The organism is Burkholderia sp. Nafp2/4-1b (assembly GCF_003635165.1).
Lineage (GTDB): Bacteria > Pseudomonadota > Gammaproteobacteria > Burkholderiales > Burkholderiaceae > Burkholderia.
Genome location: NZ_ML058626.1, coordinates 126206 through 151459, shown reverse-complemented (window position 1 = coordinate 151459; position 25254 = coordinate 126206). Strand labels below are relative to the sequence as shown.

Sequence of the window (25254 nt, the reverse complement as noted above, 5' to 3'; positions counted from 1 at the left end):
GTCGAAATGAACGCGTGGCCGGCGGCGCGCGATCGGACACGCGCTGCAGGCCGCGCGGCGTGCGGTGTGCGGTGTGCGCGGCGTCAGGCGGGCGGCGCTTCGGCGGCCGCTGCCTGCGCCGACGCGGCGGCGCCGGTCAGCACGAGAATGTCGAACGGCGTCCCTTCCCGTGCCTCGAAACGGCGCACGAGCTCGATCTGATGGGTCGACATCACGCTGCCCTTCGTCATCAGCAGCACGCCGCGATGCGTGCGCAGATCGTCGGCGAGCTGCATCCCTTCGCGCAGCTGCGCGGACTTGATCTCCGCGACGGACGCCGCGATGCCGAGGCTCGCCGGATCGCGCATCAGTTCGATGAACCGCGCGACGAGCAGCGGGTCGTAACGCACGCCGGCCTGCGAGCGCAGCACGTCGATCGCCTGCTCGACCGAGTGCGGCGCACCGATCTCGCCGTGGCGCAGCCCTTCGAAATCGCGCGCGATTGCAACGATCCGCGAGCCGAGCGGGATCGCGTCGCCCGTCAGCCCATCCGGCGTGCCGCGTCCGTTGAATCGTTCGTACTGGTGCAGCACGATCGACGCGACCTTGTGCAATTGCGCGACCGGCGTGAGCACCATCTGGGCCCGCAACGGATGCTGCTGGAATAGGCTGTGTTCGTCCGTCGTCATCTTCACGAGCGGCTTGTGCAGCAGTTCGTCCGGCAATGACAGCTTGCCGATGCCGTGCAGCAAGCCCGCGTAATACACGTCCTGTGCGTGCAGGCTGCTCATCCCGGCCGACAGCGCAAGACGGCGCGCGATCTCGCCGACGCGCATCGCATGGCCGCTGGCCGTCCCGCAGCGCATTTCGATCATGCTCGCGCAAACCTGGACCATCGCGGTGAAACTGCTTTTCAGGTCATGCTGCGCCGCTTCGAGGAACATCACGGTTTGCCCGAGCTCCTCGGTGCGCGCACGCACCTGCGTTTCGAGCTCGGTGTTGAAACGGCGCAGCGTTTCGTTCTGCGCTTCGGTCAGCGCGGCGAGCCGTGCGGCTTCGTTGCGCAAGCGCCGCTGCTCGAGCGCCTGCTCGAGCGTCATCAGCAGGTCGTGATCGTCCCACGGCTTGTTCAGGTAGCGGTACACGCCGCCTTCGTTGACGGCCTCCACGATCGACGCGATGTCGGAATAGCCGGTCAACAGAATCCGCATCGTGTCCGGGTACAACGCGCGTGCCCGTGCCAGAAACGCCGCGCCGCTCATGTTCGGCATCCGCATGTCGGACACGATCAGGTCGATTTCGGTCGACGCCAGGATCTCGAGCGCGGCTTCCCCGCTTTCGGCGGTCAGGATCTCGTAGCGCGCGGGCCGCAACACGCGCTTGAGTGCGGACAGCACGCTCGGTTCATCGTCGACCAGCAGGATCGACGGGGCGGCGACGAGGGTGTCGGATGCGGCTTCGGCGATCGTTTCGGGTGGTGCATCGTTGGCTCCGTTTGTCGCGGATGTCGTCATGGCAGGCCTCGGATTGATTGTCTTCACCGCCTCTGTGACATCGGCTTGCGCCGCACTATTCCGCATTGGGGAAAACGCTGATCCGGGTGACGCGCCCAGTGATTTGGACCGCATGGCCCGCGCCGCCGGCATCGATCGTCCGGGACGCGTGACGGCCCCGCAGGACTCGCGCTGACGGCGCGCGGCCACCGTGATGCCGACTTCCGGTATCGTTGCGCAAGGCGCGGGTCAATGCCGGCGCCGCGCCGCATCATTCTTCCCGTATGGAGCTTTCATGATTCTGGAAATGGCATCGCTCGAAATCGATCCGTCGCAGGCCGAGCCGTTCGAAGCCGCGGTTCGTCAGGCACTTCCGCTGTTCGCCCGTGCGCGCGGCTGCGGCGGCGCCGAGCTGCACCGCGTGATCGAGCGTAGCGGCGGGTATCTGCTCGTCGTCAAATGGGACACCGTCGACGACCACATGGTGCATTTCCGCGAGTCGGACGACTTCCAGGCGTGGCGACAGCTGGCCGGTCCGTTCTTCAAGAGCCCGCCGCAGGTCGTGCATACGGAAGTGGCGGTGAAGTAGCCGCAACCGCCCCGCTAAGCGGACCTATGTTTCGACGCGGCGTCGCCGCACGGCACCCGCGGGTGCCCCTTTCACCCACCAACGACAGGAACACGCTCACGCTGCCGCACGAAACCTTGCCTCCTGATCAGCCGAGCCTTCGACCACCACGAGCCCCATCATGACCATCGCCCCTTCCGTCCTTTCCGCCTTCACGCCCACCGGCAAGCTGCGCGCGTCGATCAATCTCGGCAACCCGATCCTCGCGAATCGCGACCCGGCGACAGGCGAGCCGTTCGGCGTGTCGATCGATCTCGCGCGCGCATTCGCCGAGCGGCTCGCGGCCGAGCTCGAGCTCGTCGTGTTCGATGCGGCCGGCAAGTCGGTGCAGGCGCTGACCGAAGAGCGTGCCGATTTCGGCTTCTTCGCGGTCGATCCGCTGCGCGGCGAAACGGTCGCGTTCACCGAGCCGTACGTGCTGATCGAAGGCTTCTATCTCGTGCACGACGATTCGCCGATCCGCGGCAATGCGGACGTCGACCAGCCGCACAATCGCGTGGTGGTCGGCAAGGGCAGCGCATATGACCTGTTCCTCACGCGCGAACTGAAGGCCGCGCAGATCGTGCGCGCGCCGACGTCGCCGGCCGTCGTGCCGACGTTCGTCGACCAGCAGCTCGAAGTCGCCGCAGGCGTCAAGCAGCAGCTCGAAGCCGACGCGGCGAAGACGCCGGGCCTGCGCCTGCTAGACGAGCGCTTCATGGTGATCCGCCAGGCAATGGGCGTGCCGAAGAGCCGCGGTGCAGCGGCGGCCGCGTTCCTCGGCGAATTCGTCGAGGAGATGAAGGCGTCGGGCTTCGTCGCGGATTCGCTGCGGCGGCACGGGATCACGGGCGCATCGGTCGCGCCGCGTGCCTGAGCGGCACACGCGTCAGGTCTTCCCGACGACGCCGTCGCACCCGGTCGGCACTGCCGGTCGACAACCGCGCGCCACCGGGCACTCAACGGCTCGCTCGCGCGGCTGAACGTCGTCAACGAATCCGGCGCGACACGCGGCTTCGCAACTTGCTGCCGATGCGCCTTCACGACGCGGCACGGTGTCCCGCTGCCGTTGCGCCGGCAGGCGATCGAGGCGCGGGCGTCGCCGCGTGCGCAGGCGACGGCGACGCGGCGGCACCCGGCCCGGAAGGCGGCTGAGCCGCGGATGAGGGCGACGGATTCGACGGCGCCGGTGCCGCCTGGCTCGCGTGGCCGCCCGCTGCCGCGCCCGGCGCCGCTGAACCCGGTGCCGGCGAACCCGGCGCCGTGGACCGCGGCGCCGCGGGCGCGGCGGCGGGCGGCGCGCGCAGCCCGCTGTCCAGCGAGGTCCGGCGAGCGGCCATGTCGGCCTGTTCGGCGCTGCGCTGGGCCGCGCGGTCGGTGGCCGCGCGCGCCGCTTCGGCATCCGGATTGAGCGTGTTGACGCGGATGCGTTCGATGTCGCCCACGCCCGCCAGCCGGTTCAACGGCACGTAGTCGGTACGAAACACGAGCTCGACGCCGCTGCTCAGGTTCACGTCGGCGTGCGAGCTCTCGGTCGTCTGCGTCCGGTCGGTCGACACGTAGCCGATCGTGCTCTGCACGTTGGCCTCCGCACCCCACGGCCCGAAACGTGCGCCCCCGCTCACCCCCACCGTGTTGCGCGTGTCGAATTGCGAGCCGCGGTCGTTCGCGGCGGCGCTGCTCGCGTCGATATGGAAATTCATCGCGGCATTGAGCCGCCCGCTCTCGATCACGATGCGCTGCAAGCCCATCTGCACCATCGTGGCGAGCAACTGCTGGCGGTTGCGGGCCAGCGCCTGCTGCGCGAGCGGCACGAGGCGCTCGGGGTCGGAGGCCGGCACCGCGTCGCCCGGCGCGAGTCCCAGCGCACTGCGCAGCGCCGCTTCGGGCGGCGGCGTCGCGCCCGGACGCAGCGCCAGCCGGGTCGCGGCATCGCGCTCGGCCTGCAGTTCCTGCTGGCGCTGACGGCGCTCGTCCGGCGGCAGGCCCGCCAGTTCGTCGGCGTCGTTCGTGGTGTCGTCGTCGCCGCTGATCTCGTAAGCCGCGGGGAAATGCTCGGCCAGCCACTGCCGCGCGCCCGCGATGCCGACGTTGCTGTCCGCGAAGCCTTCGGTGGTCTGCGCGACGTTGCGGATCAGGTCGACGAATGCGGTCAGCTGCTGCTGGTTCGAATCGTTCATCGCCTTGAAGACGCCCGTGATCAGCTCGGTTACGAAGCGCGGGAACGAAACCGCGTCGAGCACCGCCCGGGTCGTGCCGGCCATCCGGTCGATCGCGGTGCCCGAATACGCCGAGCCCGCGCTCTGCGCGACGGCCAGCGCCGTGCGGGGTTGCGCCGCGAGTTCGTCGTGGTCGAGCGCGAGCGAGCCGATCCGTGCCAGTCCGGACGCGAGATCGCGGCGTATGGCCGGATCGAGTGCGCCGAAGCCCTGCTGCGCGGACAGCAGTTCGCGGACACGGTGGCGAACGTCGGGCCGCGGCACCGGCGAACGCGCAAGGTGCGCGGTTGCCGTCATCTCAGCGGCTCCGCCGCGCATCGCGCGTCCCGCGTCCGGCTACACCTGAAGCGCGGCCAGATGGGCGACGGCGCGTCGGCCGCCGTCGGCACTCGGGTTCTGCCGCCCGTCTCGCGACGGCCTGAGCGACGCGGTTCCATGTCAGCTTCCGAGTGCCGCCCACGCATTGCCCGGTGCGGCCGCGCGCGGAGCCGGCGGCGCGGCGCGGCCGTCGTCCGGGACGGAAGGCGCCTGGCCGTCCGGTTTCTCGCCGAGGCTGAGCGTGGCCTCGATCCAGTCGGCGGCGCAGGCGATCACCGGGTTATCGAGGGTCACGAGCGGCGACGCGCCGCCGAGCGCATCGGCGACGTCCGCCAGCCATGCGATCACGGTCATCCCGGCTTTGCCGCGCCGGACATAGGCGGCAGGCTGGCGCGGCGGCTGTCGCGAGAGCCTGCCGATGCCCGCGACCACGCCCCAGATGTCGCGCGCGGCAAAGCCGTGACGCATATCGGCGTGGCCGAGGATCGCGAATGCGTCCCTGAGCATCCCGACGATCTCGCCGGCCATGAACGCCGTCACGCCGGTACACGCGGCGCCGAGGTTCTGCGCGAGCGCGCGCGCGGCGCTGCGTACGCGCGCCTGCTGGCCGGAATCCCCGCGCGCGTCGGCGCCGGGCGTCTCGTCGAGCTTGTAGAGCGCCTCGCACAGCACGAGCATGCATTCCTCGAACTGGACGTTGCGCCCGGCATCCGCCGCCGCCGGGCCGTACGACGTGCCGAACAGCCGCGAATAGAACGCCGCCCGCTCGCCGGCCGCGAGCTTCTCGGCGCGGTGGCGCCACCAGTTGGCGACCAGCGGCTCCGCGCCGCCCAGATCGACGCCGACCGCGCCGCTCGCGGACAGGCCGGCAAGCGCCTCGACCGCGGGAATCACGCCCGCGGGCTCGAGATCGGCCGCCAGATAGAGCGATGCGAGCGCGCGCAGTTGCGCCTTGTCGACGTTTGCGGAAACGGGATCGGGAATCGCGATGTCGCCGAGCTCGTCGAGCGCGAAGGCCAGGCCGCGGGCGGTCGCGCGCTCGACGAGCCGCTCGCCCGACCGGATGGCGGCCGCTAGCCCGGCATCCGCCGGCGGGGCGATGAGCATGCGCGCCATGATCTCAGTGCTGCCCGGCAGGCAAGCCGGCCGCCGGGGCCGGCTTGTTGGGGTTATACGGCGTCGAGTTGCCCTGGATCACCGACATCATCTCGGGCGTCGCCATCTTGTCGAGCGGCAGGTAGTCGCTCTTGAAATTGACGCGCACCTCACCCGACAGCTTCGCTTTCACCTCCGCTTTCGATTCGCTGGTGTCGTCGAGCGCCGAGCCGACGGTGGCCACGTGCTCCTGCTGCCCCTCGAACGCGGCGTCGGCCGAATACGGCGTGTACCAGCTGCCGTAGTGCGCGTTGAGCGACTCCTTGTATTTCTGGCTCTCGCGGTCGTGCATCGATGCGGTGTAGGTGCGTTTCGCGGTGTCGCTCGCGCGCATGTCGAACACCACCTTGGCGTTGATCGACCCGTCGGTGACGACGATCCGGTTGATGCCGAGCATGACCATCGACGACAGCAGTTGCTGGCGCTGCTTCGCCATCTGCAGGCGCGCCGCGGTGACGAGCCGCAGTTCGGACTTGTCGTCGGACAGGTCGGTCACGGGCGGCTCGAGGTTGTAGTTCCGGCTGATCTCGGCAAGCCGCTGCTGCGCGTTGTCGCCCTGCGCGACCAGCCGCGTCGGCGCCGCCGCGGCGGCCGCACCGGCGCTGTCCGCGTCGAACGCGTCGGCGCCGTCCTGCGCCTGCACCGACAGCACGTCCGGGAACGAATCGGCAAGATAGTCGCGGCCGGCCCCCTCGCTGATGTTGTCGCTCATGAACTGGGCGGTGGTCTTGGCGACGTTGGCGATCAGCTCGCCATACGCGCGCATCTGCTCGATCGAGCTTTCGACGATCGCCTGGAACACGTTCTTGATCAGGCCGCCGACGAATTTCGGGAAATCGACCTTCTGCACCATCTGGCCGAACTGCTCGACGCCCTGCTTGACCGCGCCGGCCTGGAAGTCCTTGCCGGCGAAACCGGGGTCCTGCGACAGCTGGCGCTTGGTCGCGGTGACGGGATCGTCGGCCAGCGCCGTGGCCGCCGGCACCGGCGCCAGCGCCGGATGCGGCCGCGCGACCGGATGCGCGAGGCCGGTGCGCGGCAGTTCGCCGTTGGCCTCGCGCTCGGCGATCTCGGCATGCACGCCGTTCGGATCGGCCAGATACGCGAGCACCCGCACCGTATCGGCGGCGATGCGGCGGCGCTCGTCGTCGGGCAGGTCGAGGAACGACGGAATCGCGGTCAGCAGGCGGCGCACCTCGGGGCGCGTCGCATCGAACGCGGCGGCACTCGTGGGCGGGCGCACCGGGTGAAGCGCGTCGGGGGGAGCGGGCAGGCGCATGGCTCAGTTTCCCTTGGCCGGCGCCGGCGCGGCGGCGGGGGCCGCAGCAGGCGCGGAAGCCGAAGCCGCGGCCGGTGCGGCAGCCGGTGCGGCGGCGGCCGGCGTTTTCGGACTGGGCAGCACGTTGGGATCGGCCGGCGTCGCGTTGCCGGTGATCGTGGCGATCATCTGCGGCGTCGCCATCTTGTCGAGCGGCAGGTAGTCGCTCTTGAAGTTGACGTCGACCGCGCCCGACAGCTGGATCTTCGTCTGCATCGCCGCATTGCTGGTTTCGGACGCGGCGGTCGACGCGGTGATGATCGGCTTGTTCTCGTATTCGTAGTCGCCCTTCGCGTAGTAGTCGGCGCTGTACTGGCGGCCGTTGTCCTTGTCGTTGCTCGAGTCGTACTTGCCGCCGCGATCGTAGGTGCCCTTGCCGGCGTAGGTCGACTGCACGTTGCCGTCCTTGTCGCGGGCGAGGTCGACCGCGGTGGCGCTGCGCTGCTTGGACAGCGTGTCCTGCGCGCGCACGTCGTAGATGATCTTCGCGGAGATCTTGCCGTCGGTGACGACGATGCGGTTGATCCCCATCAGCACGATCGACGCGAGCATCTGCTGGCGCTGCTTCGCGAGCTGCATCTTGAAGCGGTTGACGATGGCCAGTTCCGACGCCTCGTCCGACAGGTCGAAGGTGTCGCCGTCGCCCATCTGCAGGCGCGCACGTACGGTCTTCGACGCTTCGTCCGGGTCGACCCCGTCGCGCACCTGCACGCGCGGGCTCGGCGTATCGCCGCTGTCGTCCATGCCGATCTCGAACAGGTCGGGAAACTGGCCGACCATGTGATCGCGCGCCTGGTTCTCCGTCACGTGTTCGTCGGCGAACTGGCCGAGCGATTTCGCGACCTGCGCGATCATTTCCTGATACGCCTTCATCTGCTCGATCGAGCTGTGCGTGATCGACTGGAACACGCCGCTGATCAGGCTCGCGACGAAGGTCGGAAACTTCACCTGGTTCAGCAGCTCGCCCGCCACCGCCGCGCCCTCGTGCGCGGCCGCCGCGGTGAACCTGGACTTGCCGATGCTGTCGACCGCCTGGTTGTGCGTCGAGAAATCCGCCTCGTGCGCGGAATGATCCGTGTTGTCGTCGAGCGCGCGCGCCGTCGCGTTGCCCAGCCCGCCCGGGATCTCGTTGCCGGCAAATCCTTCGGGCCGCGCCAGATAGTCGGCGATCAACGCGGTGTTGCGCGCGATGTCGCGGCGATCGGCGTCGGGCATCGCATTGAAGGCCTGCGATCGGGTCAGCATCTGCGCGACGCCGCGGCGCACTTCGTCGGCCGGCACCGGCGGCACCGGCGGCACCGGCAGGAGTTGGCGCGGGGCGGCCGCGCGCGGCGGTGGCGCGATCGGCGTGGAACGGGCGGCAGCGTGCTGGAACATGGCGACCTCGCGGAAAACGCGTGACGAAGCGATTCAGTTGGCCCGATCCGGCGCGTCCGCCGGCAGTTCGAACTCGATCGGGCGCAGGTAGAGGCTCACCCGCGCCGGGCAGGCCGCATCCGTGCGCAGGCTGATGATCGAGAAGCGGCCCGGCCAGTGCGCGTCCTCCGGCGTAAACGCGCCCATCCATCGCTCGAGCGCCTGCAGCCCGCGCGGACGCTCGGCGAGCCCCATCGTCAGCAGGCTGAGGAACGCCGGCGGCACGTCGGGGATCGCCGACAGCAGCACGTACAGCTCGACATCCGGCCCGTCCGGCCCGAGCCCGAACGCGAGCAGCGCACCGTGCGGAGGCAGATCGAAGCGCCCGCCGAGCACCAGCCCGAGAAGCTGCATGATGCCCGGCAGCCGATGGCCGATGCCGAGGGCATCCATCACCGGCTGCAGATCGGCGAGCCGCAGCGCCTCGGTGCACGCGAACGTGAGCCGCTGGCCGCCGAGATCGCGCTGCGCAGCCATCGTGGTGAAGAGCGGCTTGAGCCCGGGCACCATCCGCAGCGCGGCCTGGACGACGCCCGCCAGGTCGCGCGGCAGGTTCTCGATCGTGCCGGCGTCGCCCGGCAGCTCGTAGTACACCTTCGACGCGTAGAGCCCGTCGCGGTCGTAGCTGGAGCCGAAGAACGCGCCGTAGTCGAGCTTGCCGCCCGGCCGCGCGAAGCCCCGGAACGGCTCGCTCGCCTGGTCGAACCAGTGCAGCGCATCGCGGCCGATGAAGTCGCGGATCAGCTTGCGCATTTCGCGCGTCGACTCGTCGCGCCGGTCGATCGCGGACGCCTCCGGCGGCAACGGCTCGATCGTGAAGCGCAGCTTGCCAGGCTGGCTTTCCGAGAAACTGGGTTCGAACGGCACCGCCATCGGCATCAGTGCGTTGTCGCGGAACCGCAGATCGTCGGCGCCGTCGCCGAACGTGCGCAGGAACAGCTCGCGCGACGGCGCGAATGGATCGGCGGTGCCGAGGCTTCGCGCGGCGCTTTTCAGGCGGCGTTCGACCCGGGCGACGACCGGCTCGCGGAATGAGGTCAGGGGCATGGCTCGGCTCCGGCAGGGTTCGGGAATGGCGCAGCGCACGCGACGCCGCTTCAGTGCGGGCGATTCGAGTAGTAGCTCGCACCGTTGTGCGTGCCGACACCGTAGCCCGCCTGCACCGGCACGCCGGCACCGAGGCCGATGCCGGCGCCGATATCGCCGACGCTGTCCAGCATCTCGCGCGCCATCGCCGGGATCGGCACCGGTTTCGACGTCATCTGCGGCGCCTCGCGCGGCTGCGAGAACTGCTCGATCTGCGTATCGGTGGTCGCGGTATCGGCCAGCCACAGCTCGCACGCGTTGACGAGGTCGTAGTCGGTCGGATCGACGGTCGACTTGTGGTTCGACGAGACGTCGGGATTCGCGATCTGATCGATGCTGAGCAGCGGCCCGGTCGCCTTGTTGACGCGGTCGACGTTGTTGGCCAGCCATGCGGTGATGATCGTGCCGCAGGTCGCCAGCGTGCGATAGCGCGAGCTGGTGCGCGCGCCGCCCAGATCGTAGGTCGCGACCTGGTCGATCACCTGCCACATGTCCTTCGCACCGTAGCAGCCGCGGATCTCGGGATCCTGCAGCAGATCGATCATGAACTTCACCTGCGACTGGATCTCGCGCGCGGCGTAATGCGCCATCCCGTAGCCGTGCAGCGACAGGTTGCCGGCCAGATCGCGCGCGGCCTTGCGCACCTGCTGGTGATTGATCGCGTTCGGCACGCTCGCGCGCAGCAGCGAATCGACTTCGGTCTGGCGCACGAACGACGACACCGACGACACGAAGCGGATCCACAGGTCGTTGAATTCACGGTTGCCGGCGGTATTCGGATCGCCGCCCGGCACGCCGAGCGTGATGGCCGCGAAGTTCTTGCGCTCCTGCTCGGAGATCCGGTTCGGCGTTTCGCGCCAGTAGCGATAGAGCAGCTTGCCGGCGTTTCCGGGGCCGATCGGCAGCGTGCCGTGCTGGAACTGCTCGACGATGCGGTCGACGACCTGGAACACCTTGAGCTCGTCGAACATCGCGGCGACGATCATCGGGCCCATCACGCGCACGTTGTCGGCGACGATGTTCGCATCCTCCAGATCCTCCAGGTTCGGCAGGTCGATTCCGAGATCCGCGATCGAGTCCTCGCCGCCGACGTTCTGGACGGTGTTCAGCTCCTCGTTGATCCGGCGGCGCAACTGCGGCTCGTCGGCCTGGATCTTGCGGGCCTGCAGGCCGCGCATCACGCGCGCGAATTCGGTCGTGACCACGCCCGGCTGCTCGCCGCCGCGGCCGTCGGGATCGCCCTCGATGCACAGCAGCGCCAGCACGCGCTGCGCGAGCATCCCGTACGAATTGGCTTCGCCCACCGCCGCGAAGAACTGGCGCGTGAACGCGTTCATCAAGCCGCTGCCGGCGTCCGGCACCGTCTTGCCGTCCACGACCCTCACAGGAGGCGGCGTGGCCGCGTCCACCGAGAGGATGCCCAGCACCAGTGCGACGAGCGTGATCGCCGCGGGCTCGGGGTCTGCGCCATTCGCGGCTTTCGCGCCTTTTGCGCCGTTCGCGCCATTGGGGGCATTGGGGCCATTGGGGCCGCCCGTGCCGCCCGTGCCGCCCGCGCCGCCCGTGCCGAACATGAGCTGGCCGTTAACCTCGGAGAGCAACGGCGGATTCACCAGCGACTTGCTGGCGAGCAGTTCGCGGGTGGCGACGAACAGCGGATCGCACACCTGCGGCACGTCATCGGACGGCTTCGTGTCGTAGACGGCCGCGAGGATCGCCTTGCACAGCGCGAGCTGCTCCCGCTCGGCAGCGACCGGCGGCCGCTTCAGCGATTCGAGCCGGTTGACGATATCGACCAGCCCGTCGCGTGCCCGGGTCTCGAGGTCGACGAGGTCGAGGAAGCGGACTTGATGATTGACTTGAAACATTTAACTTCTCCTTGAAATCCGGTCGGTTCGGGGAGTGAACGGGATCCGGCGCGCAAGTCAGCCGTCGTCGGCACTGCCTTCCTTGCCCATGCAACCGTCTTCGCCTGCCGCGTCGTACGCGTCGATGCGCTCGGACAGCGCCCGCAGCGCCGCGGCCGCGTCGAGAATGCCGGCGCCGCAGCCGTCGGCCGCGCCGGGCGCGCCCGGCGCGAACGGGCGCGCGGTGCCGACGAACAGATCGCGCACCGTCGCGCCGTCGAGCGGATAGGCGCGGCGCTGCGCATAGGCAACGAGCAGCGCCGCGGCACCCGCGACGAACGGCGCGGCGAAACTGGTGCCGGTCGCCAGCTGATAGGCCTCGATCGCGCTCGTCAGCACCCGTTCGCCCGGTGCGCACAGCGCGACGTGCGGGCCGCGCGTCGAGAAGCCGGTGGGCCGTCCGTCGTCGCCGACGGCGCCGACCGCGATCACCTGCGGATAGGCGGCGGGCCAGTAGCGGGTCACGCTGCCGTTGTTGCCGCTCGCGGCAACGAGGATGCAGCCGCGCGCGGCGGCGTACGCGATCGTGTCGGCGTGCGGTTTCGGGCGGTTCGGGGCAATCGTCGCGTCGTCGGTGCCGAAGCTCATGTTGATCACCTTGGCGCCGAGGTCGACCGCCAGCTTGAGCGCGCGATCGAGGTCGGCGATCGCGCCGAGCCCGACCGCGTGCGCGTTGCCCGGCAGGCGCGCGGCCGCCAGCGCGCGCATCGGGAGGATGCGGCAGTCGCCGCCGAGTCCGCGCGGCATCGCCACGCCCGCGGCGGCGATGATCCCCGCGCAGCCCATTCCGTGTCCGACGAAGCGGTCCTCGGGAAAATCGCCGCGATGGCCGTGGCCGCTCAGCAGCTGCACGCCGGGCGACAAATCGCCGGGCTCCAGCCGCACGGTGTCCGCGCCCGTGCGGAATGCATGGGCGAATTCGGGATGCCGGCGCGCGATGCCGCTGTCGATCAGACCGACCGTGACGCCGCTGTCGCCCGGTTCGATCGCGTGCGCGTCGGCCATGCGCACCAGCGCGCGCGCATCCTGCGCGAGCCGGGCGGCCGACGGTGCGGGCGCCAGCCGGCCGGGCGCGTCCATCGGGACCATCGCGACGTAGTTCGGCGTCACGCTCTCCACGGTCGCGAGCTGCGCGAGCGAATCGCACAGCTCGCCGATCGGCGTGCCGGCCGGCACGCGCAGCAGCAGCGTGCGGGCCACGCCCGTCGCCTGCTCGATCGCGTCGTATCCGCAGTGTGCGTGCCCGGGCACCCAGCGCCCGGCCGCCGCGCTGAACGGCCGCACCGCGAGGAAGCGGCCGGCGAATGCGGCCAGGATGCGGTCGACCGGACCGCCGTCGATGCGTTGCGCGGCGGCCAGCGCGCCGCGCGTCACGTCGCGGATCGACGGCACGTTCTCGGGCGCCTCGCCGAGCGCCAGCTTGCAAAGCAGGCTGGTCGGCAGGCTGAACTGCCGCTCGCCGGGCGACGCCCACGGCGTGCCGAGTGCGCAGATCGTCATGGCCGCGCCTCCTCCTGAGCGGGAATCGCGCCCAGGGTCATCGGCTTGCCGGCGGGCGCCGCCGGCGGCGCGAACGCGCTCAGGTCGAACGCCATCGCGGCCGCATGCCGGCTCGTCGGCGACACGGCGAGTTCGCCGGCCCATTGGTCGTGGCCCGGCGCGAGCAGCAGCTCGTCGTCCGCCGACTGCAACACGGCGACCGGCCGATTGCCGATCCGCACCAGCGGCGCGTGCGCGCCATTGACCAGATTGCGTCCGATCACACGCAGCAGCGGCGACGCATCGGGCTGCGCATCGACGGCCGGCGCGACCGGCTCGACTCGCTCGACGCTCGGCGCGCCCGCCCGGTCGAGCGCCCGGCGCAGCCGGTCCACGGATAGATTGGTGACGCGGCCGATCGCATGCACCATGTCGCGCTGCTCGGCCTGCCTGAATTGCCTGACCGTGCGCACGCCGGCCCATTCGAGCCGCTTGCGGTCCTCGGCCGACAGTTCGTCGCCCAGCGCGTCGAGCGGCTGGTCCTTGCTGTCCTCGGACAGCGCGATCGCGTTCTCCTCGATCGCCGGCCGCGTGATGGTCGTGAAGACGAGATGGAACGCGCTGCTGTCGGTGTCGCCCGGGCCTGCCGGGCGAATCCACACCTCGCTTTCGACGAATTCGACGTGGGCGCGCAGGTCGAGATTGACGTCCTTGATCGCGAAGGTCAGCGGCAGGTTGAGGTTGCGCGCCTTGATCGCCATCGCCGCCTGCGCGTTGTCGAGCTGGCTCTGCACGGCCTGGATGAAATCCTCGAGGCGCAGGCTCGCGTTGCTGTTCATCGCGCAGCTCCATCGATCGGCACGGCTTCGAGGACGATCGCGAGCCGCGCCGGCTCCGCATCGAACGCCGTGCGGGTCAGGAACTGCGGCAGCTCGCCGAGCAGCTCGACGCCGTCGGCGCCGCGCGCGACGCGCAGGTCGAGCGGCAGCTCCATGATGACCGAGCGCACCCGCAGCCCCTGCGCCGCACCCGCGTTCAACTGCTCGGCGACGTCGGCAAACGCGCCCAGCGTGTCGCCCAGCGGCCTTGGCGCAATCATGCTGGTGCTCCCCGGGTGGACGATGCGGGCGCCGCTGCAACAGCCGGCGCGGCAGGTGCCGCCGGCACGGCGGCGGGCGCGGGTGCGGGCGCGGGCGTCACAGCCGGCGCGGGTAGCGCAACCGGTGCCGCGGGCGGGGCGGCCGCCGGCGCCGCGATCCGCGCCGCCGGCCGGCTGTGCCGCTCCAGCAGATTGCGCGATGCCTCGTCGACGAAACGGTCGAGCGGCAGCGTCTCCGACGCGAAATTGATGCTGACCTTGCCGGTCAGCGTCGCCTTCAGATCGGTGTCGGTTTGCGCATTGACCGCAACGGTCGACACCGTGGTGACGACGTCGCCCGACGTCCCCCGTCCGCCCCAGGTCGTCTGTCCCGACGACGGATCGTTCGACGTCGCATATTGCACCGCGGCGCGGTCGCGTGCCTTGGCCTGAAAATTGAGGCTCGCAGCGATCGTCCCGTCCTTGACCACGACCCGCTGCATGCCGAGCAGCACCATCGTCGACAGCGTCGACAGCCGATGCTGCGCGACCCGCTCGCGGGCGCGGGGCAACACCACCGACTCGAGCGTCTGCGCGTCGAACGCGCCATCGGCGGCACCGAAATCGGCGAGCCATGCGGGCGCCGGCGCCGCGTCGTCGTCGCCCGGGCGCACCACCGGCGCGAGGCGGTATTCGCCGCCGTCCTGCACCAGCGTCACGTCGTGCGGATACTGCTCGACCAGCCATGCGCGCGCCTGTCCGTCGGTCACGTTCTCCTGCGCGAACTGGTCCAGCGGCTTGGCCACCGCGCCGACCAGGTCGGCGAAGCTCTCGACCTGCTTGATCGAGCTGTCCACGATCGCGTCGTACGTGCCGTGCACGAGGCTCGCGACGAAGGTCGGAAAGTCGATCGCGTCGGCCAGCGCCGCCGCACGCCGGCCGATCGCGTCCGTCGCCTTCTCCTTGGGCGGCGCCGACGCGCCCGGGCCGCCGGCCGGAACCGCCGGCGGCGACGCGCCGTCCTGCCGGCCCGGGTCGCCTGATCCGGCACCGTCGACGATCTCGCGGCCGAACGCGTCGCGAGCAAGGGCCACCGCGGGCGCGATCGCGCCGCGGGGTGGCGGAGGGGGGATGTGGCGTGCCATCGCGCGGGTCCCTCGCGGTCAGGCAGGCTGCAGTTCGCGTGCCGCGGGCTGCGTGCCGCTTGCCGGAAGCGGCGGCGCGCCGTCGGCGCCGTGCACGGTCTGGAAGCGGCCGTCGCCGTTCAGCGCCACCTCGGTCACGCCGACCTGATCGTCCTCGCCGGCATGCCGGAACGTCGTCGTGATGCGCAGCGTGATGCTCGCCCGCTCCGGCGTGCCGGAACCGCGGCCGATATCCGCACGAACCGACGCGGTCCAGCCGTCGAGCATCTGTCCCTGGGCCGGCACGATCGTCACGTCGCCGACCGCCCCGCCCTGCCACGCCCATTCGATCGCCACCGGCGCGCACGTGCGGCCGCTCGGCCCGTCGATGTACGGCCAGTCGTCGAGCGTGATGCGCTGGCCCGGCATGCGCGGCTGCCCCGCGCCTCCCGCCAGCGCATTGGCGGGCTGCACCAGCCCGACCAGCTGCGCGAGATCGTAGCTGCGCCCGTCGTGGCTCTCGGTGCGCCGGGTCAGGCTCACGCCGACGCCGAATCCGCTGCCCGCGGCCGGCGGCTCGATGCCGAGCGCGTAGCCGGCGCCCGCCGCGCTGCCGCGATTGATCAGGTGCCCGAACGTGCCGCCCGAATGCATGAGCTGGATCACGCCGATGCCGGCCGCCGCCTCGAATTCGGATACGAAGTCCTCGTAGGTCATGATGTAGCGGCTGCCGGTCGCGTGGGTCGGCGGCAGCGTCCGCGCGCCGGGATGGCCCGGCGTGCCGACCACGCGGTCCAGCGGATCGGTGATCCGCACGAAATACGCGTCGCCGCTGCGATACATGCCCGTCACCACCACCGCATGGAAGAAGTTGACCGGCGCACGCACGACTTCGGCGACCCAGATTGGCCCGTTCGCTTCCAGCAGGCGACGAAAGCCTTCGGGCGTGAAGCACGCATTGGGCTCGACCGTGAGGGTCGACGCGGCGGCGAACCCGGCCACCTCGGCCGGCGCGAGACCGTCGCGCATCTGGCGCTCGAGACTGATGCAGCGCGCGAGCAGCGTCGGATCGACGCTCTGGTTGTCGCGCCAGCCGAGCACCATCGACGCGGCCGTCGCCCAGCAGCCCATGTCGGTCGGCTGCGGGGTCATCTGCACGTCGTCCCAGTTCACGGTCCAGTCGTCGGCGCCCAGCGTGCGCGCGGCGCCCGGCGCGACCGCCAGCGCCTGGCTCATGCCGAAGAAGCCGCGGCTCGGGATCGGCGCCTTCAGATGGCCGACATACGCGAGCGTGCCCGCCGCCATCGTGCCGGTCGACAGGGTGGCGAGATCGCCGGGCGGCACCCAGTGCGGCGGCACGCTGACGAGCGGCCTGCCTGCATCCTGGAACGCCTGGGCGACCAGTTGCGAGCAGAAGAAGGTGTCGGTGTCGGCGCCTTCGCCGAGCTCGACGCGGCCGACGAAGCGGCGGCAGCGCTCGGCCGCATCGCCCGACAGCAGGTCGCACGCGCGGCGGTCGATCAGGTAGCCGCCGCAGCGCACCAGCCCGACGTAGTTGAAGCCGCGATCGAGGTAGCGCGCGGCGGCATCGGCGATCTGCCGCTGCTGCGTATCGGTCAGCCCCGGCACCCGAAACGCGACCGCGAGCCGCGCATCGGCCAGCGCATCCGCGAGCGGGCGCAGCTGGACCCCGCCGGGAATCGCCTCGATCACCTGCCCGCCCTGGCCGACATAGAGCATCGCGTGACTGACCTCGGCGCCGGAGCCGGCGCGAATGACGCCCGAGCCCGGATTGCCGGTGGTGCTGAGAATGATGTCGCCGATCTCGAGCGCATCGGTACCGATCGACAGGCCGCCGACGCCGGGGTCGAGCGGGATGTCGTCGCCGAACGCGCGCGCGGCGCGCCCCAGCGCCTGGCCGGCCGCCTGCGGCTGGCAGGTGCGGCTGTTGACCAGCCGCATGAAGTAGTCCCAGTCCCAGTTGCCGTCGGGGCACGCGGTATGGCCGGTCGACGTGTCGGCCTCGCGATGGCCCATGATCGTCGTGCGATTGATCGGCAGCTGATACTTGTCGCACAGCGACGCGACGAGCGCCGCCGAGGTTTCGTACTCGAGCTGCGTCGGTGCCAGTGCGTCGAAATGCTGGACGGTGCCGTTGCGACGCGGGTAGTCGGCGCCGCCGCGCTTCACCGCGACATGTTCGATGCCGATGCTGCGCTGGTTCGAGCCCTTGCAGTGCCACGCGGTGTCGGCCTCGGACACGAACTGGATGACTTCGCCCTCCTGCCCGACCAGGTAATGCGAACTCACCTTCGACGCGGCATTGGTGAAGGTATTCACTACGTGCTGCACGGTCGGCACGTCGGCGATGTGGATGATGATGCGATCGATCGTCCTGGTGCCGCGCCCTTCGTCGAAATTCGGGCTGGCCGCGGTGCGCGTGACGAGACTGTTCTCGCGCGCGCCGAGCGCCAGCGCGCTGGCCGTTGCGGGCGGCTGGGCGGCCGCATCGTCGTCGCTGTACGGCGGCGTATCGATCCCGTATGCCTCGGGGTCGTCGCTCAGGCCGCGCGACCACGCGAGCGACGACGACGTCGCGAGCGTGCCCGACGCGGCGCGCGACACGCCGACGAAAATGCTCACCGGGCTGCCCACGCTCACGCCCGCCGACAACGTGACGCCGACGAATTCGTTGCGGGCGTTGAACAGCGCCGAGATGCCGGCGGCCGGGCTTTCGCCGACCATCACACCCACGCTCGTGCCGGTGCCGGCGAAATCATCGATATGGCCGCGCAGCAGGGTCATCTGGCCGGTGAGGCTCGCCGACACGATATAGCCGAAATCGAGCTCGCCCGACACGAACACGCCGATGTCGTCGCCGTTCGCGTCGAAGATGAGGCCGACCGCGCCGGAGCCGCCGGATTCCAGCCCGGCACCGGCGCCCGCGCCGATCGACACCGACAGGCCGTTGCGCATCGCCACCGGCAGCAGCAGGAGCAGCGACGCGGTGGCCGGATTCGCGCTCAGCATCGCGCGCAGCGCGACCCGCTCGACGGTCGAGAGCTTGCGCGGGCGCGGCCAGGTAAAGCTGCGGCGCTCGCCGGCGATGCGGAAATCGGCATCGCCGCTCATCCCCTGCGACACGGGCGCCGGCACGGCGGCGGCCACCGGGCGCGCCGCCGGCACCGCTGTCGGTGCCGCGGGTGTCGCTGCGGCCGGCGTTGCGGCGGGTGCTGCGGCAGGCGTTGCGGCATTCAGCGGCGGAAGCGGACCGAACCCGTCGTCGTAATGGACATCGTGGTGCGGCGCAGCCGGTTCGGCGGCCGGCCGCGGCGCGGCAGGCGCCGGCACCGCGGTAGCGCCCGGCCGGGTGTCGTCGCCCGCCCAGTTCAGCAGCGGACTCCTGACGGCGCCGCCGCCGCGTGTCGGGAACATGCGGACCCTGCGCAATCCCCGGTCGCTGAGCCCCGACAGCGACACGTACGGACTATCGGCATTCGGCAGGACATCGACCGTCCACGCACCGGCATCCGGCGACGCCGCGGTGGCCAGACCGAACCACAGCCGGCCCGCGCCCGCGAAGCGCGCCAGCACCGCCGGCGGCACCATGAACACCGCTTCGCCGCGCGGAATCGCGAGCAGGCCGTCCTCGCGGCTGGTGTAGAACGTCGACGACGTGCGCCCTTCCTTGCGCGTGAACAGCGCGGGATCGGACGCGATCACCAGTTCCGCGACGCACGGCGCGTGGCCGACGCGAATCGTGAAGCCGAGCATCGGGAAACGGTCGGTCAGGACCATGCGATTGGGATGGAGTTGCGCTGCCATTTCGTGTCCTCAGCTCTGGTTTTGATCGGGCTCGTCGGGACGGCTGCCGAGCATCGGCTTGCTGCGCGCATCGATCGCGCGCCGTTCGAATTCCTGCGGGGGAAGAATCGCGAGATCCGGTTCCGTGTCGCCGATGTCGGGGATGTCGTGGTGAGTCGCTTCGAACTGCGCGATCGAGCGCGTGAGCAGTTGCGCGAGCAGCTTCGCGTGAACCGGGCTGATCGCGATGCGGCTCATCAACTGGACGTTGCCGGACTGCGGCTCGACCTGGCCGGCATCGATCAGGAACTCGAACGCGTTATGGCCGACCTCGAAATAGTTCGCATAACTGGCGAGCAGCGGCCGCGGCTGGCCGGCCGGCTGGGCCGGATCCGGCTGCGCGTTCACGAGTGGCTCGATGACTTGCACGACGGCCTCCTTGCATGGCGACGGGCGGTCTGTCCGTTCATCTTCGCAAGGAGCGGGCCAACGCTCGCGCGGTGGCGCAAACGCATGATTTGCCGCGGGATTTCCCGACCGGAGCGGGATTCATGAAAGCTGCCGGGCTGTACCATGTGACAGCCGCGCTGTCACACCGGTGCAGTGTTCGGCGCAGGGTTGCCGGCGTCCAGGTTGTACTTCGCCAGCTTGCGGTACAGCGTCATGCGCGACCAGTTCATCTGGCGCGCGGCCTCCATCTTGTTCCAGTTGGTCTGGCGCAGCACCGACACCAGCCGTTCACGCTCGTGTTCGCCGGCGGAGAAGTCCTGCAGGAACAAACGGCGAAACGCCGGCGGCAGGTCGCCCAGCCCGAACGGGCGCCCTTCCGGCGCATCGATGAACAACGCCTCGACCAGGTTGCGCAGTTCGCGCACATTGCCCGGCCACTGGTAGTGCCGCATGCACTCGAGCAACGCCGGATCGGGCCGCCCCACCCGCATCGCGCGCCGCTGGTTCTGTTCGGTGACGAAGTGATCGACGATCGACGCGATGTCCTCGGGCCGCTCCCGCAGCGGCGGCATCTCGATGCGCGCGACGTTCAGGCGATAGAACAGGTCCGCGCGAAAACGGCGCTCGGCAACCAGGTCCTCCAGTCTTTCGTTGCTGGCCGCCACGATCCGGACATCGATCGGGCGCCGCCGCTGCGAACCGACCGGCATCACCGTGCGGTCTTCGAGCAGGCGCAGCAGCTTGGCCTGGACGCCGAGCGGCATCTCGCTGACTTCGTCGAGGAACAGCGTGCCGCCGTCGGCCTCGGCGAAGCGGCCGGGAAACGCGTGCTGCGCGCCCGTGAATGCGCCACGCTCATGGCCGAACATTTCGGATTCGAACAGACTGTCGGGCACGGCCGCGCAGTTCACCGCGATGAATGGCTTGTCGGTTCGGGTGCTGAGGCAATGGACAGCGGTGGCGACGCGCTCCTTGCCGGTACCGGTTTCGCCGGTCACGAGCACCGTCGTGTCGGTCTGCGCGACCTTCGCCAGATAGCGGCGCAAATCGGCCATCGCCGGGCTCGAGCCGTGCAGCCCGAGTGACGTCGCGTGAATGCCCCCGATCGTGCTCATGCGCGCGCCGTCCGGCTAACACACCGTGGACGGATAATGCCCAGCCCCGATTTTCATCGCCACTTCCCCCCGCTGGATGTTGAGGAACAAGGCAACCATCCTCGATGGCGATTGTCGGCACGCGTTTAATTAGTACTGTGATGCGTGTTGAATGGTGAGCCGCGTGTCACGGCGCCGGCCGATAATCAGTGTAGTGTCAATATCGGCATTCGTACAACCTGTCGACAGCCGACGCTTGCACATCGCGCGCCGGCCGTCGGTGCGCACCGGCGAGCCGGTCGGTCCGGCAGAACGCGGGTGCAGTAACGAAAGTGTCATGTCGCGCAGGTTCGCGCACATCACGACGGCAGCGAATCCGCCGTGCGCAACGAGATGCCCGTCCACGTTCCGCTCGCCGCCAGTTCCCCGATCAGCTCGACGATCGTTTCCCGCACGGCCAGCGCGGCGGAATTGACCGGTGACGTGTTCGACCAGCACAGGCTCGCGGGCCGGCGAATCTCCGGCTCGACGATCCGGCGCATCTTCGGCCGGTTCGACGGCTCGCGCGACGCCAGCGCGGATGCCGGCAGGATCGTGCAGGCCTGCCCCGACTGCGCGAGCGAGATCATCGTCGGCAGCGAATCGATATCCGCGATGATGTTCAGCGGCACCTCTTCGCGCGCGAACGTGCGCTCGAGCAGCAGCCGCAACCCGTTCTGCACGCCCGGCGCGACGAGCGGCACGCCGGCGAGCGACGCGAGCGTACAGGTGCGCGCGCGCGGTGGCACCGCATCGCCTGGCTCGCCGAGCAGATGCAGCACTTCATCGAACAACGGGAGTGCGGTGATGCCGGTCGTATTGGATTCGCGGAACAGGATCGCGAGATCGAGCCGGCCGTTCGCGAGCAGCTCGTTGATGAAACCGCTCATGCTCTCGAGGTACTGCAGCCGGATGCCCGGATAGCGCGCCCTCACCCGTTCGAACAGCGGCACCGCGAGAATCGACGTCATCGTCGTCGGAAAACCCACCGCGACCGTGCCCGACTCGCTGCCCGCTCCTTCCCGCACTTCCTGGCGCAACTGCTCCATCTGCCGCAGCACGAGCCGCGCATGGCGATACAGCGCCTGGCCCGCCGCGGTCGGCTTCACGCCTTGCGGGCTGCGCACGAGCAGCGTGACGCCGAGGTCGCCCTCGAGCTTCGCGATCTGCTGGCTCAGTGACGGCTGCGCGACGAACAGCTTTTCCGCCGCCTTGCCGAGGCTGCCGTATTCCACGATGCTGACGAAGTAACGGAGCTGGCGGATGTCCATGGCGGTTCGGTCGGCGTGAAAGCCATAGGATACCCCTATGACCGGCACATCCAAACGGTATTTCCGCCGCGCGAGCGCATCACCTAAAGTCACTTCATACCCAGTCAAGACAGCCGGCGTGCCCGGCGATGGAGGTGACAGTGAACGCTCCCCGCTCGCATGCCGGCGACGATGCCACTCAGGTCGCGACCGACCTGATCAGCGCCGAACGCGCAGTCGCTCTCGCGGCCACGCTCGACCATCCGGTCGTGCCCGCCGTCGGTGATGCATTGCTGCCGGGCTGGCACTGGCTGTATTTCTGGTCGATCGCGCAGCAGGCGGCGCTCGGCCCGGACGGCCATCCGCGCAAGGGTGGCTTCCTGCCGGATCTCGGGCTGCCGCGGCGCATGTGGGCCGGCGGCCGGCTCACGTTCGAGGCGCCGCTGACGATCGGCGCGATCGCGACACGCACGTCGCGCATCCTGTCCGTCGAACACAAGGAAGGCCGCACCGGCACGCTCGGCTTCGTCACCGTCGAGCATGTGATCGAAGCCGCGGGTGAGGTCGCGATCCGCGAGGAACACGACATCGTCTATCGCGGTGTGGCCGCGCCCGGCGCCTCTGCCCCTCCGCCGAAGGCCGCCCCCGCCGATGCGCAATGGCAGCGCGACATCACGCCCGACGAAGTCATGCTGTTCCGCTATTCCGCGCTGACCTTCAACGGTCATCGCATTCACTACGACCGAACTTACGTGCGCGACGTCGAGGGTTATCCGGACCTCGTCGTGCATGGCCCGCTGATCTCGACGCTGCTGCTCGACCTCGTCACGCGCTCGCTGCCCGACGCGACGATCAGCGAGTACGCGTATCGCGCGGTGCGGCCGACCTTCCTCGGCAACACGTTCAGCGTGTGCGGCCGGCTCGCCGACGACGGCAAGTCCATCGATCTCTGGGCCAGGGATCACGACGGCTGGCTGACCATGTCCGCGAGCGCGACCCTCGCCTGACCCATTCCTGCGCTTTCCGACGCATTCCCCGACACGACACATGAATCCTGCCGACGCGTACCAAGACATTCGCGAAGCCGTTCGCGACCTGTGCGGCGAGTTTTCCGCCGAGTATTTCCGCAAGATCGACGACGCACGCGGCTACCCCGAAGCATTCGTCGACGCGCTGACCAAAGCCGGCTGGCTCGCCGCGCTGATTCCGCAGGAATACGGCGGCTCCGGCCTCGGCCTTACCGAGGCATCGGTCATCATGGAGGAAATCAACCGCGCGGGCGGCAACTCCGGTGCGTGCCACGGCCAGATGTACAACATGGGCACGCTGCTGCGCCACGGCTCGGCCGAGCAGAAGCAGCGCTATCTGCCGAAGATCGCGAGCGGCGAGCTGCGCCTGCAGTCGATGGGCGTGACGGAACCGACCACCGGCACCGACACGACGAAGATCAAGACCACCGCGGTACGCAGAGGCGATCGCTACGTGATCAACGGCCAGAAGGTGTGGATCTCGCGGGTGCAGCACTCCGACCTGATGATTCTGCTCGCGCGCACCACGCCGCTGTCGGACGTGAAGAAGAAGTCGGAAGGCATGTCGATCTTCATCGTCGACCTGCATCACGCGATTGGCAACGGGATGACGGTGCGCCCGATTCCGAACATGGTGAATCACGAGACCAACGAGCTGTTCTTCGACAACCTCGAGATTCCGGCCGAGAACCTGATCGGCGACGAAGGCCAGGGCTTCAAGTACATCCTCGACGGATTGAACGCCGAGCGCACGCTGATCGCGGCCGAATGCATCGGCGACGGCTACTGGTTCGTCGACAAGGTGTCGCAGTACGTGAAGGATCGCGTCGTGTTCGGCCGCCCGATCGGCCAGAACCAGGGCGTGCAGTTTCCGATCGCGCGTTCGTTCATCAACGTCGAGGCCGCGAGCCTGATGCGCTTCGAGGCCGCGCGCCGGTTCGACGCGCACGAGCCGTGCGCCGCGCAGGCGAACATGGCGAAGCTGCTTGCGGCCGACGCGTCGTGGGAAGCCGCGAACGCGTGCCTGCAGTTCCACGGCGGGTTCGGGTTCGCATGCGAATACGACGTCGAGCGCAAGTTCCGCGAAACGCGCTTGTATCAGGTCGCGCCGATCTCGACGAACCTGATCCTGTCGTATGTCGCCGAGCACATCCTCGGCCTGCCGCGTTCGTTCTGACAGGAGTGCCGAGCATGCGCCCACTGGAAGGCATCAAGGTCGTCACGTTCGAGCACGCGATCGCCGCGCCGTTCTGCACGCGCCAGCTCGCGGATCTCGGCGCGCGCGTGATCAAGATCGAGCGGCCGGGTGTCGGCGATTTCGCGCGCGGCTACGACGAACGCGTGTCGGGGCTCGCGTCGCACTTCGTGTGGACCAATCGCTCGAAGGAAAGCATCACGCTCGACGTCAAGCAGCCTGCCGCGCTCGACGTCGTTCACAAGCTGCTCGCCGACGCCGACGTGTTCGTGCAGAACCAAGCGCCCGGTGCGACGCAGCGCCTGGGGCTCGACTACGACACGCTGCGCGAACGCTATCCGAAGCTGATCGTCTGCGATATCTCCGGGTACGGGCTCGACGGCCCGTTCCGCGACAAGAAGGCGTACGACCTGCTGATCCAGAGTGAATCCGGATTCCTCAGCATTACGGGTTCGGAGGACGAGCCGGCCAAAGCCGGTTGCTCGATCGCCGACATCGCGGCGGGCATGTACGCATATACCAACGTCCTCGCCGCGCTGATCGAGCGCGGCCGCACCGGACGCGGCCGGCACATTGACGTATCGATGCTCGAAAGCATGGTCGAGTGGATGAGCTATCCGCTCTACTACTCGATCGATGGCCAGTCGCCGCCGCGGCAAGCCGGCGCGTCGCACGCGACGATCTTTCCGTACGGGCCGTTCAAGGCCGGCGACGGAAAAACCGTGATGCTGGGCCTGCAGAACGAGCGCGAATGGAAGCGCTTCTGCGACACCGTGATCGGCATGCCCGAACTCGCGGCGGACGAGCGGTTCGGCTCGAACAGCCGGCGTGTCGCGAACCGCGACGCGCTCATGCCCATCATCGTGCGCGCGTTCTCGACGCTGACCGCCGCCGACGTGATCGACCGGCTCGAGCAAGCCGGCATCGCGAATGCACGGATGAACGACATGCACGGCGTGTGGGCGCACGAACAGCTTGCCGCCCGCCAGCGCTGGACGCGAGTCGATACGCCTGCGGGGGAAATCCCTGCCCTGCTGCCGCCCGGCGTCACGCCGGGCGACGAGCCGCGGATGGATCCCGTGCCGGCGCTCGGCCAGCATACCGACGCCGTGCTGCGCGAGCTCGGCTACGGCGACGAACAGATTCACGCGTTGCACGCCTCCGGTGCGGTCTGACCGGGCCTTTGCGTGCTGATCGGATCGAAGCGCGCTCCTC

20 protein-coding genes are annotated in these 25254 nt (G+C 69.5%); 5 read left to right on the top strand and 15 right to left on the bottom strand.

Annotation, left to right across the window (positions count from 1 at the left end; genetic code table 11):
• Window positions 1–83: 83 nt before the first annotated feature.
• A complete protein-coding gene (locus C7H84_RS31915) occupies window positions 84–1493 on the bottom strand; it encodes an HD domain-containing phosphohydrolase (protein ID WP_121862528.1) in 1410 nt (469 codons plus the stop codon).
• Window positions 1494–1767: 274 nt separating this feature from the next.
• On the opposite strand from C7H84_RS31915, the gene C7H84_RS31910 reads away from it, so the two are divergent.
• Both C7H84_RS31910 and C7H84_RS31905 read left to right on the top strand, forming a co-directional pair.
• On the top strand, window positions 1768–2061 hold the full coding sequence (locus C7H84_RS31910) for an antibiotic biosynthesis monooxygenase family protein (RefSeq protein ID WP_098554011.1): 294 nt from the start codon (window positions 1768–1770) through the stop codon (window positions 2059–2061).
• Window positions 2062–2221: 160 nt separating this feature from the next.
• A complete protein-coding gene (locus tag C7H84_RS31905; RefSeq protein ID WP_121862527.1) occupies window positions 2222–2956 on the top strand; it encodes an ABC transporter substrate-binding protein in 735 nt (244 codons plus the stop codon).
• Window positions 2957–3119: 163 nt separating this feature from the next.
• Here C7H84_RS31905 and C7H84_RS31900 read toward each other — a convergent pair whose 3' ends face one another.
• The 14 genes from C7H84_RS31900 to C7H84_RS31835 form a co-directional block, all read right to left on the bottom strand.
• Window positions 3120–4595 (bottom strand): hypothetical protein, encoded by a 1476-nt coding sequence (locus C7H84_RS31900; RefSeq protein ID WP_121862526.1) that lies wholly within the window; start codon window positions 4593–4595, stop codon window positions 3120–3122.
• A gap of 141 nt (window positions 4596–4736) precedes the next feature.
• The gene (locus C7H84_RS31895; RefSeq protein WP_121862525.1) at window positions 4737–5732 is read right to left on the bottom strand and encodes a hypothetical protein; all 996 of its coding nucleotides are present in this window, start codon (window positions 5730–5732) and stop codon (window positions 4737–4739) included.
• A gap of 4 nt (window positions 5733–5736) precedes the next feature.
• Entirely contained in the window at window positions 5737–7050 is a 1314-nt protein-coding gene (locus C7H84_RS31890) for a hypothetical protein (protein ID WP_121862524.1), read from the bottom strand.
• Window positions 7051–7053: 3 nt separating this feature from the next.
• Window positions 7054–8466 carry a hypothetical protein gene (locus C7H84_RS31885; RefSeq protein ID WP_121862523.1) on the bottom strand — a complete coding sequence of 471 codons (1413 nt, stop codon included), beginning with the start codon at window positions 8464–8466 and terminating at the stop codon, window positions 7054–7056.
• Window positions 8467–8499: 33 nt separating this feature from the next.
• Window positions 8500–9552 carry a hypothetical protein gene (locus tag C7H84_RS31880; protein ID WP_121862522.1) on the bottom strand — a complete coding sequence of 351 codons (1053 nt, stop codon included), beginning with the start codon at window positions 9550–9552 and terminating at the stop codon, window positions 8500–8502.
• 50 nt (window positions 9553–9602) lie between these two features.
• Window positions 9603–11459: a hypothetical protein gene (locus tag C7H84_RS31875; protein WP_121862521.1), complete on the bottom strand. Its 1857-nt coding sequence runs from the start codon at window positions 11457–11459 to the stop codon at window positions 9603–9605.
• 57 nt (window positions 11460–11516) lie between these two features.
• A complete protein-coding gene (locus C7H84_RS31870; protein WP_121862520.1) occupies window positions 11517–12998 on the bottom strand; it encodes a S8 family serine peptidase in 1482 nt (493 codons plus the stop codon).
• Window positions 12995–13816, bottom strand: a complete 822-nt coding sequence (locus C7H84_RS31865) for a hypothetical protein (RefSeq protein ID WP_121862519.1) — start codon at window positions 13814–13816, stop codon at window positions 12995–12997. The genes C7H84_RS31870 and C7H84_RS31865 overlap by 4 nt, the downstream gene beginning before the upstream one ends.
• Entirely contained in the window at window positions 13813–14076 is a 264-nt protein-coding gene (locus tag C7H84_RS31860) for a hypothetical protein (RefSeq protein WP_121862518.1), read from the bottom strand. The genes C7H84_RS31865 and C7H84_RS31860 overlap by 4 nt, the downstream gene beginning before the upstream one ends.
• Window positions 14073–15149, bottom strand: coding sequence for a hypothetical protein (locus C7H84_RS31855; RefSeq protein WP_121862517.1), 1077 nt, complete (start codon window positions 15147–15149; stop codon window positions 14073–14075). The genes C7H84_RS31860 and C7H84_RS31855 overlap by 4 nt, the downstream gene beginning before the upstream one ends.
• Before the next feature lie 69 nt (window positions 15150–15218).
• Window positions 15219–19004: an N-acetylmuramoyl-L-alanine amidase gene (locus C7H84_RS31850; protein WP_240462152.1), complete on the bottom strand. Its 3786-nt coding sequence runs from the start codon at window positions 19002–19004 to the stop codon at window positions 15219–15221.
• A 9-nt stretch (window positions 19005–19013) separates the two neighbouring features.
• On the bottom strand, window positions 19014–19412 hold the full coding sequence (locus tag C7H84_RS31845) for a DUF3467 domain-containing protein (RefSeq protein WP_121862516.1): 399 nt from the start codon (window positions 19410–19412) through the stop codon (window positions 19014–19016).
• 161 nt (window positions 19413–19573) lie between these two features.
• A complete protein-coding gene (locus tag C7H84_RS31840) occupies window positions 19574–20548 on the bottom strand; it encodes a sigma-54 dependent transcriptional regulator (RefSeq protein WP_121862515.1) in 975 nt (324 codons plus the stop codon).
• Between the two features lie 338 nt (window positions 20549–20886).
• Entirely contained in the window at window positions 20887–21837 is a 951-nt protein-coding gene (locus C7H84_RS31835; RefSeq protein ID WP_121862514.1) for a LysR substrate-binding domain-containing protein, read from the bottom strand.
• Window positions 21838–21977: 140 nt separating this feature from the next.
• Here C7H84_RS31835 and C7H84_RS31830 point away from each other — a divergent pair, with 140 nt between their 5' ends.
• Genes C7H84_RS31830 through C7H84_RS31820 form a run of 3 tightly spaced genes read left to right on the top strand, consistent with a single transcriptional unit; the run spans window position 21978 to window position 25214 of the window.
• Window positions 21978–22823 (top strand): MaoC family dehydratase N-terminal domain-containing protein, encoded by an 846-nt coding sequence (locus C7H84_RS31830; RefSeq protein WP_121862513.1) that lies wholly within the window; start codon window positions 21978–21980, stop codon window positions 22821–22823.
• A 40-nt stretch (window positions 22824–22863) separates the two neighbouring features.
• Window positions 22864–24021, top strand: a complete 1158-nt coding sequence (locus tag C7H84_RS31825) for an acyl-CoA dehydrogenase family protein (RefSeq protein ID WP_121862512.1) — start codon at window positions 22864–22866, stop codon at window positions 24019–24021.
• A gap of 14 nt (window positions 24022–24035) precedes the next feature.
• Entirely contained in the window at window positions 24036–25214 is a 1179-nt protein-coding gene (locus tag C7H84_RS31820; protein WP_121862511.1) for a CaiB/BaiF CoA-transferase family protein, read from the top strand.
• Window positions 25215–25254 lie beyond the last annotated feature (40 nt).

Bases quoted from the DNA above. Each gene is read 5' to 3' on its own strand.
- C7H84_RS31915 (WP_121862528.1), bottom strand. From the start codon at position 1,493: ATGACGACATCCGCGACAAACGGAGCCAACGATGCACCACCCGAAACG.
- C7H84_RS31910 (WP_098554011.1), top strand. From the start codon at position 1,768: ATGATTCTGGAAATGGCATCGCTCGAAATCGATCCGTCGCAGGCCGAG.
- C7H84_RS31905 (WP_121862527.1), top strand. From the start codon at position 2,222: ATGACCATCGCCCCTTCCGTCCTTTCCGCCTTCACGCCCACCGGCAAG.
- C7H84_RS31900 (WP_121862526.1), bottom strand. From the start codon at position 4,595: ATGACGGCAACCGCGCACCTTGCGCGTTCGCCGGTGCCGCGGCCCGAC.
- C7H84_RS31895 (WP_121862525.1), bottom strand. From the start codon at position 5,732: ATGGCGCGCATGCTCATCGCCCCGCCGGCGGATGCCGGGCTAGCGGCC.
- C7H84_RS31890 (WP_121862524.1), bottom strand. From the start codon at position 7,050: ATGCGCCTGCCCGCTCCCCCCGACGCGCTTCACCCGGTGCGCCCGCCC.
- C7H84_RS31885 (WP_121862523.1), bottom strand. From the start codon at position 8,466: ATGTTCCAGCACGCTGCCGCCCGTTCCACGCCGATCGCGCCACCGCCG.
- C7H84_RS31880 (WP_121862522.1), bottom strand. From the start codon at position 9,552: ATGCCCCTGACCTCATTCCGCGAGCCGGTCGTCGCCCGGGTCGAACGC.
- C7H84_RS31875 (WP_121862521.1), bottom strand. From the start codon at position 11,459: ATGTTTCAAGTCAATCATCAAGTCCGCTTCCTCGACCTCGTCGACCTC.
- C7H84_RS31870 (WP_121862520.1), bottom strand. From the start codon at position 12,998: ATGACGATCTGCGCACTCGGCACGCCGTGGGCGTCGCCCGGCGAGCGG.
- C7H84_RS31865 (WP_121862519.1), bottom strand. From the start codon at position 13,816: ATGAACAGCAACGCGAGCCTGCGCCTCGAGGATTTCATCCAGGCCGTG.
- C7H84_RS31860 (WP_121862518.1), bottom strand. From the start codon at position 14,076: ATGATTGCGCCAAGGCCGCTGGGCGACACGCTGGGCGCGTTTGCCGAC.
- C7H84_RS31850 (WP_240462152.1), bottom strand. From the start codon at position 19,004: ATGGCAGCGCAACTCCATCCCAATCGCATGGTCCTGACCGACCGTTTC.
- C7H84_RS31840 (WP_121862515.1), bottom strand. From the start codon at position 20,548: ATGAGCACGATCGGGGGCATTCACGCGACGTCACTCGGGCTGCACGGC.
- C7H84_RS31835 (WP_121862514.1), bottom strand. From the start codon at position 21,837: ATGGACATCCGCCAGCTCCGTTACTTCGTCAGCATCGTGGAATACGGC.
- C7H84_RS31825 (WP_121862512.1), top strand. From the start codon at position 22,864: ATGAATCCTGCCGACGCGTACCAAGACATTCGCGAAGCCGTTCGCGAC.
- C7H84_RS31820 (WP_121862511.1), top strand. From the start codon at position 24,036: ATGCGCCCACTGGAAGGCATCAAGGTCGTCACGTTCGAGCACGCGATC.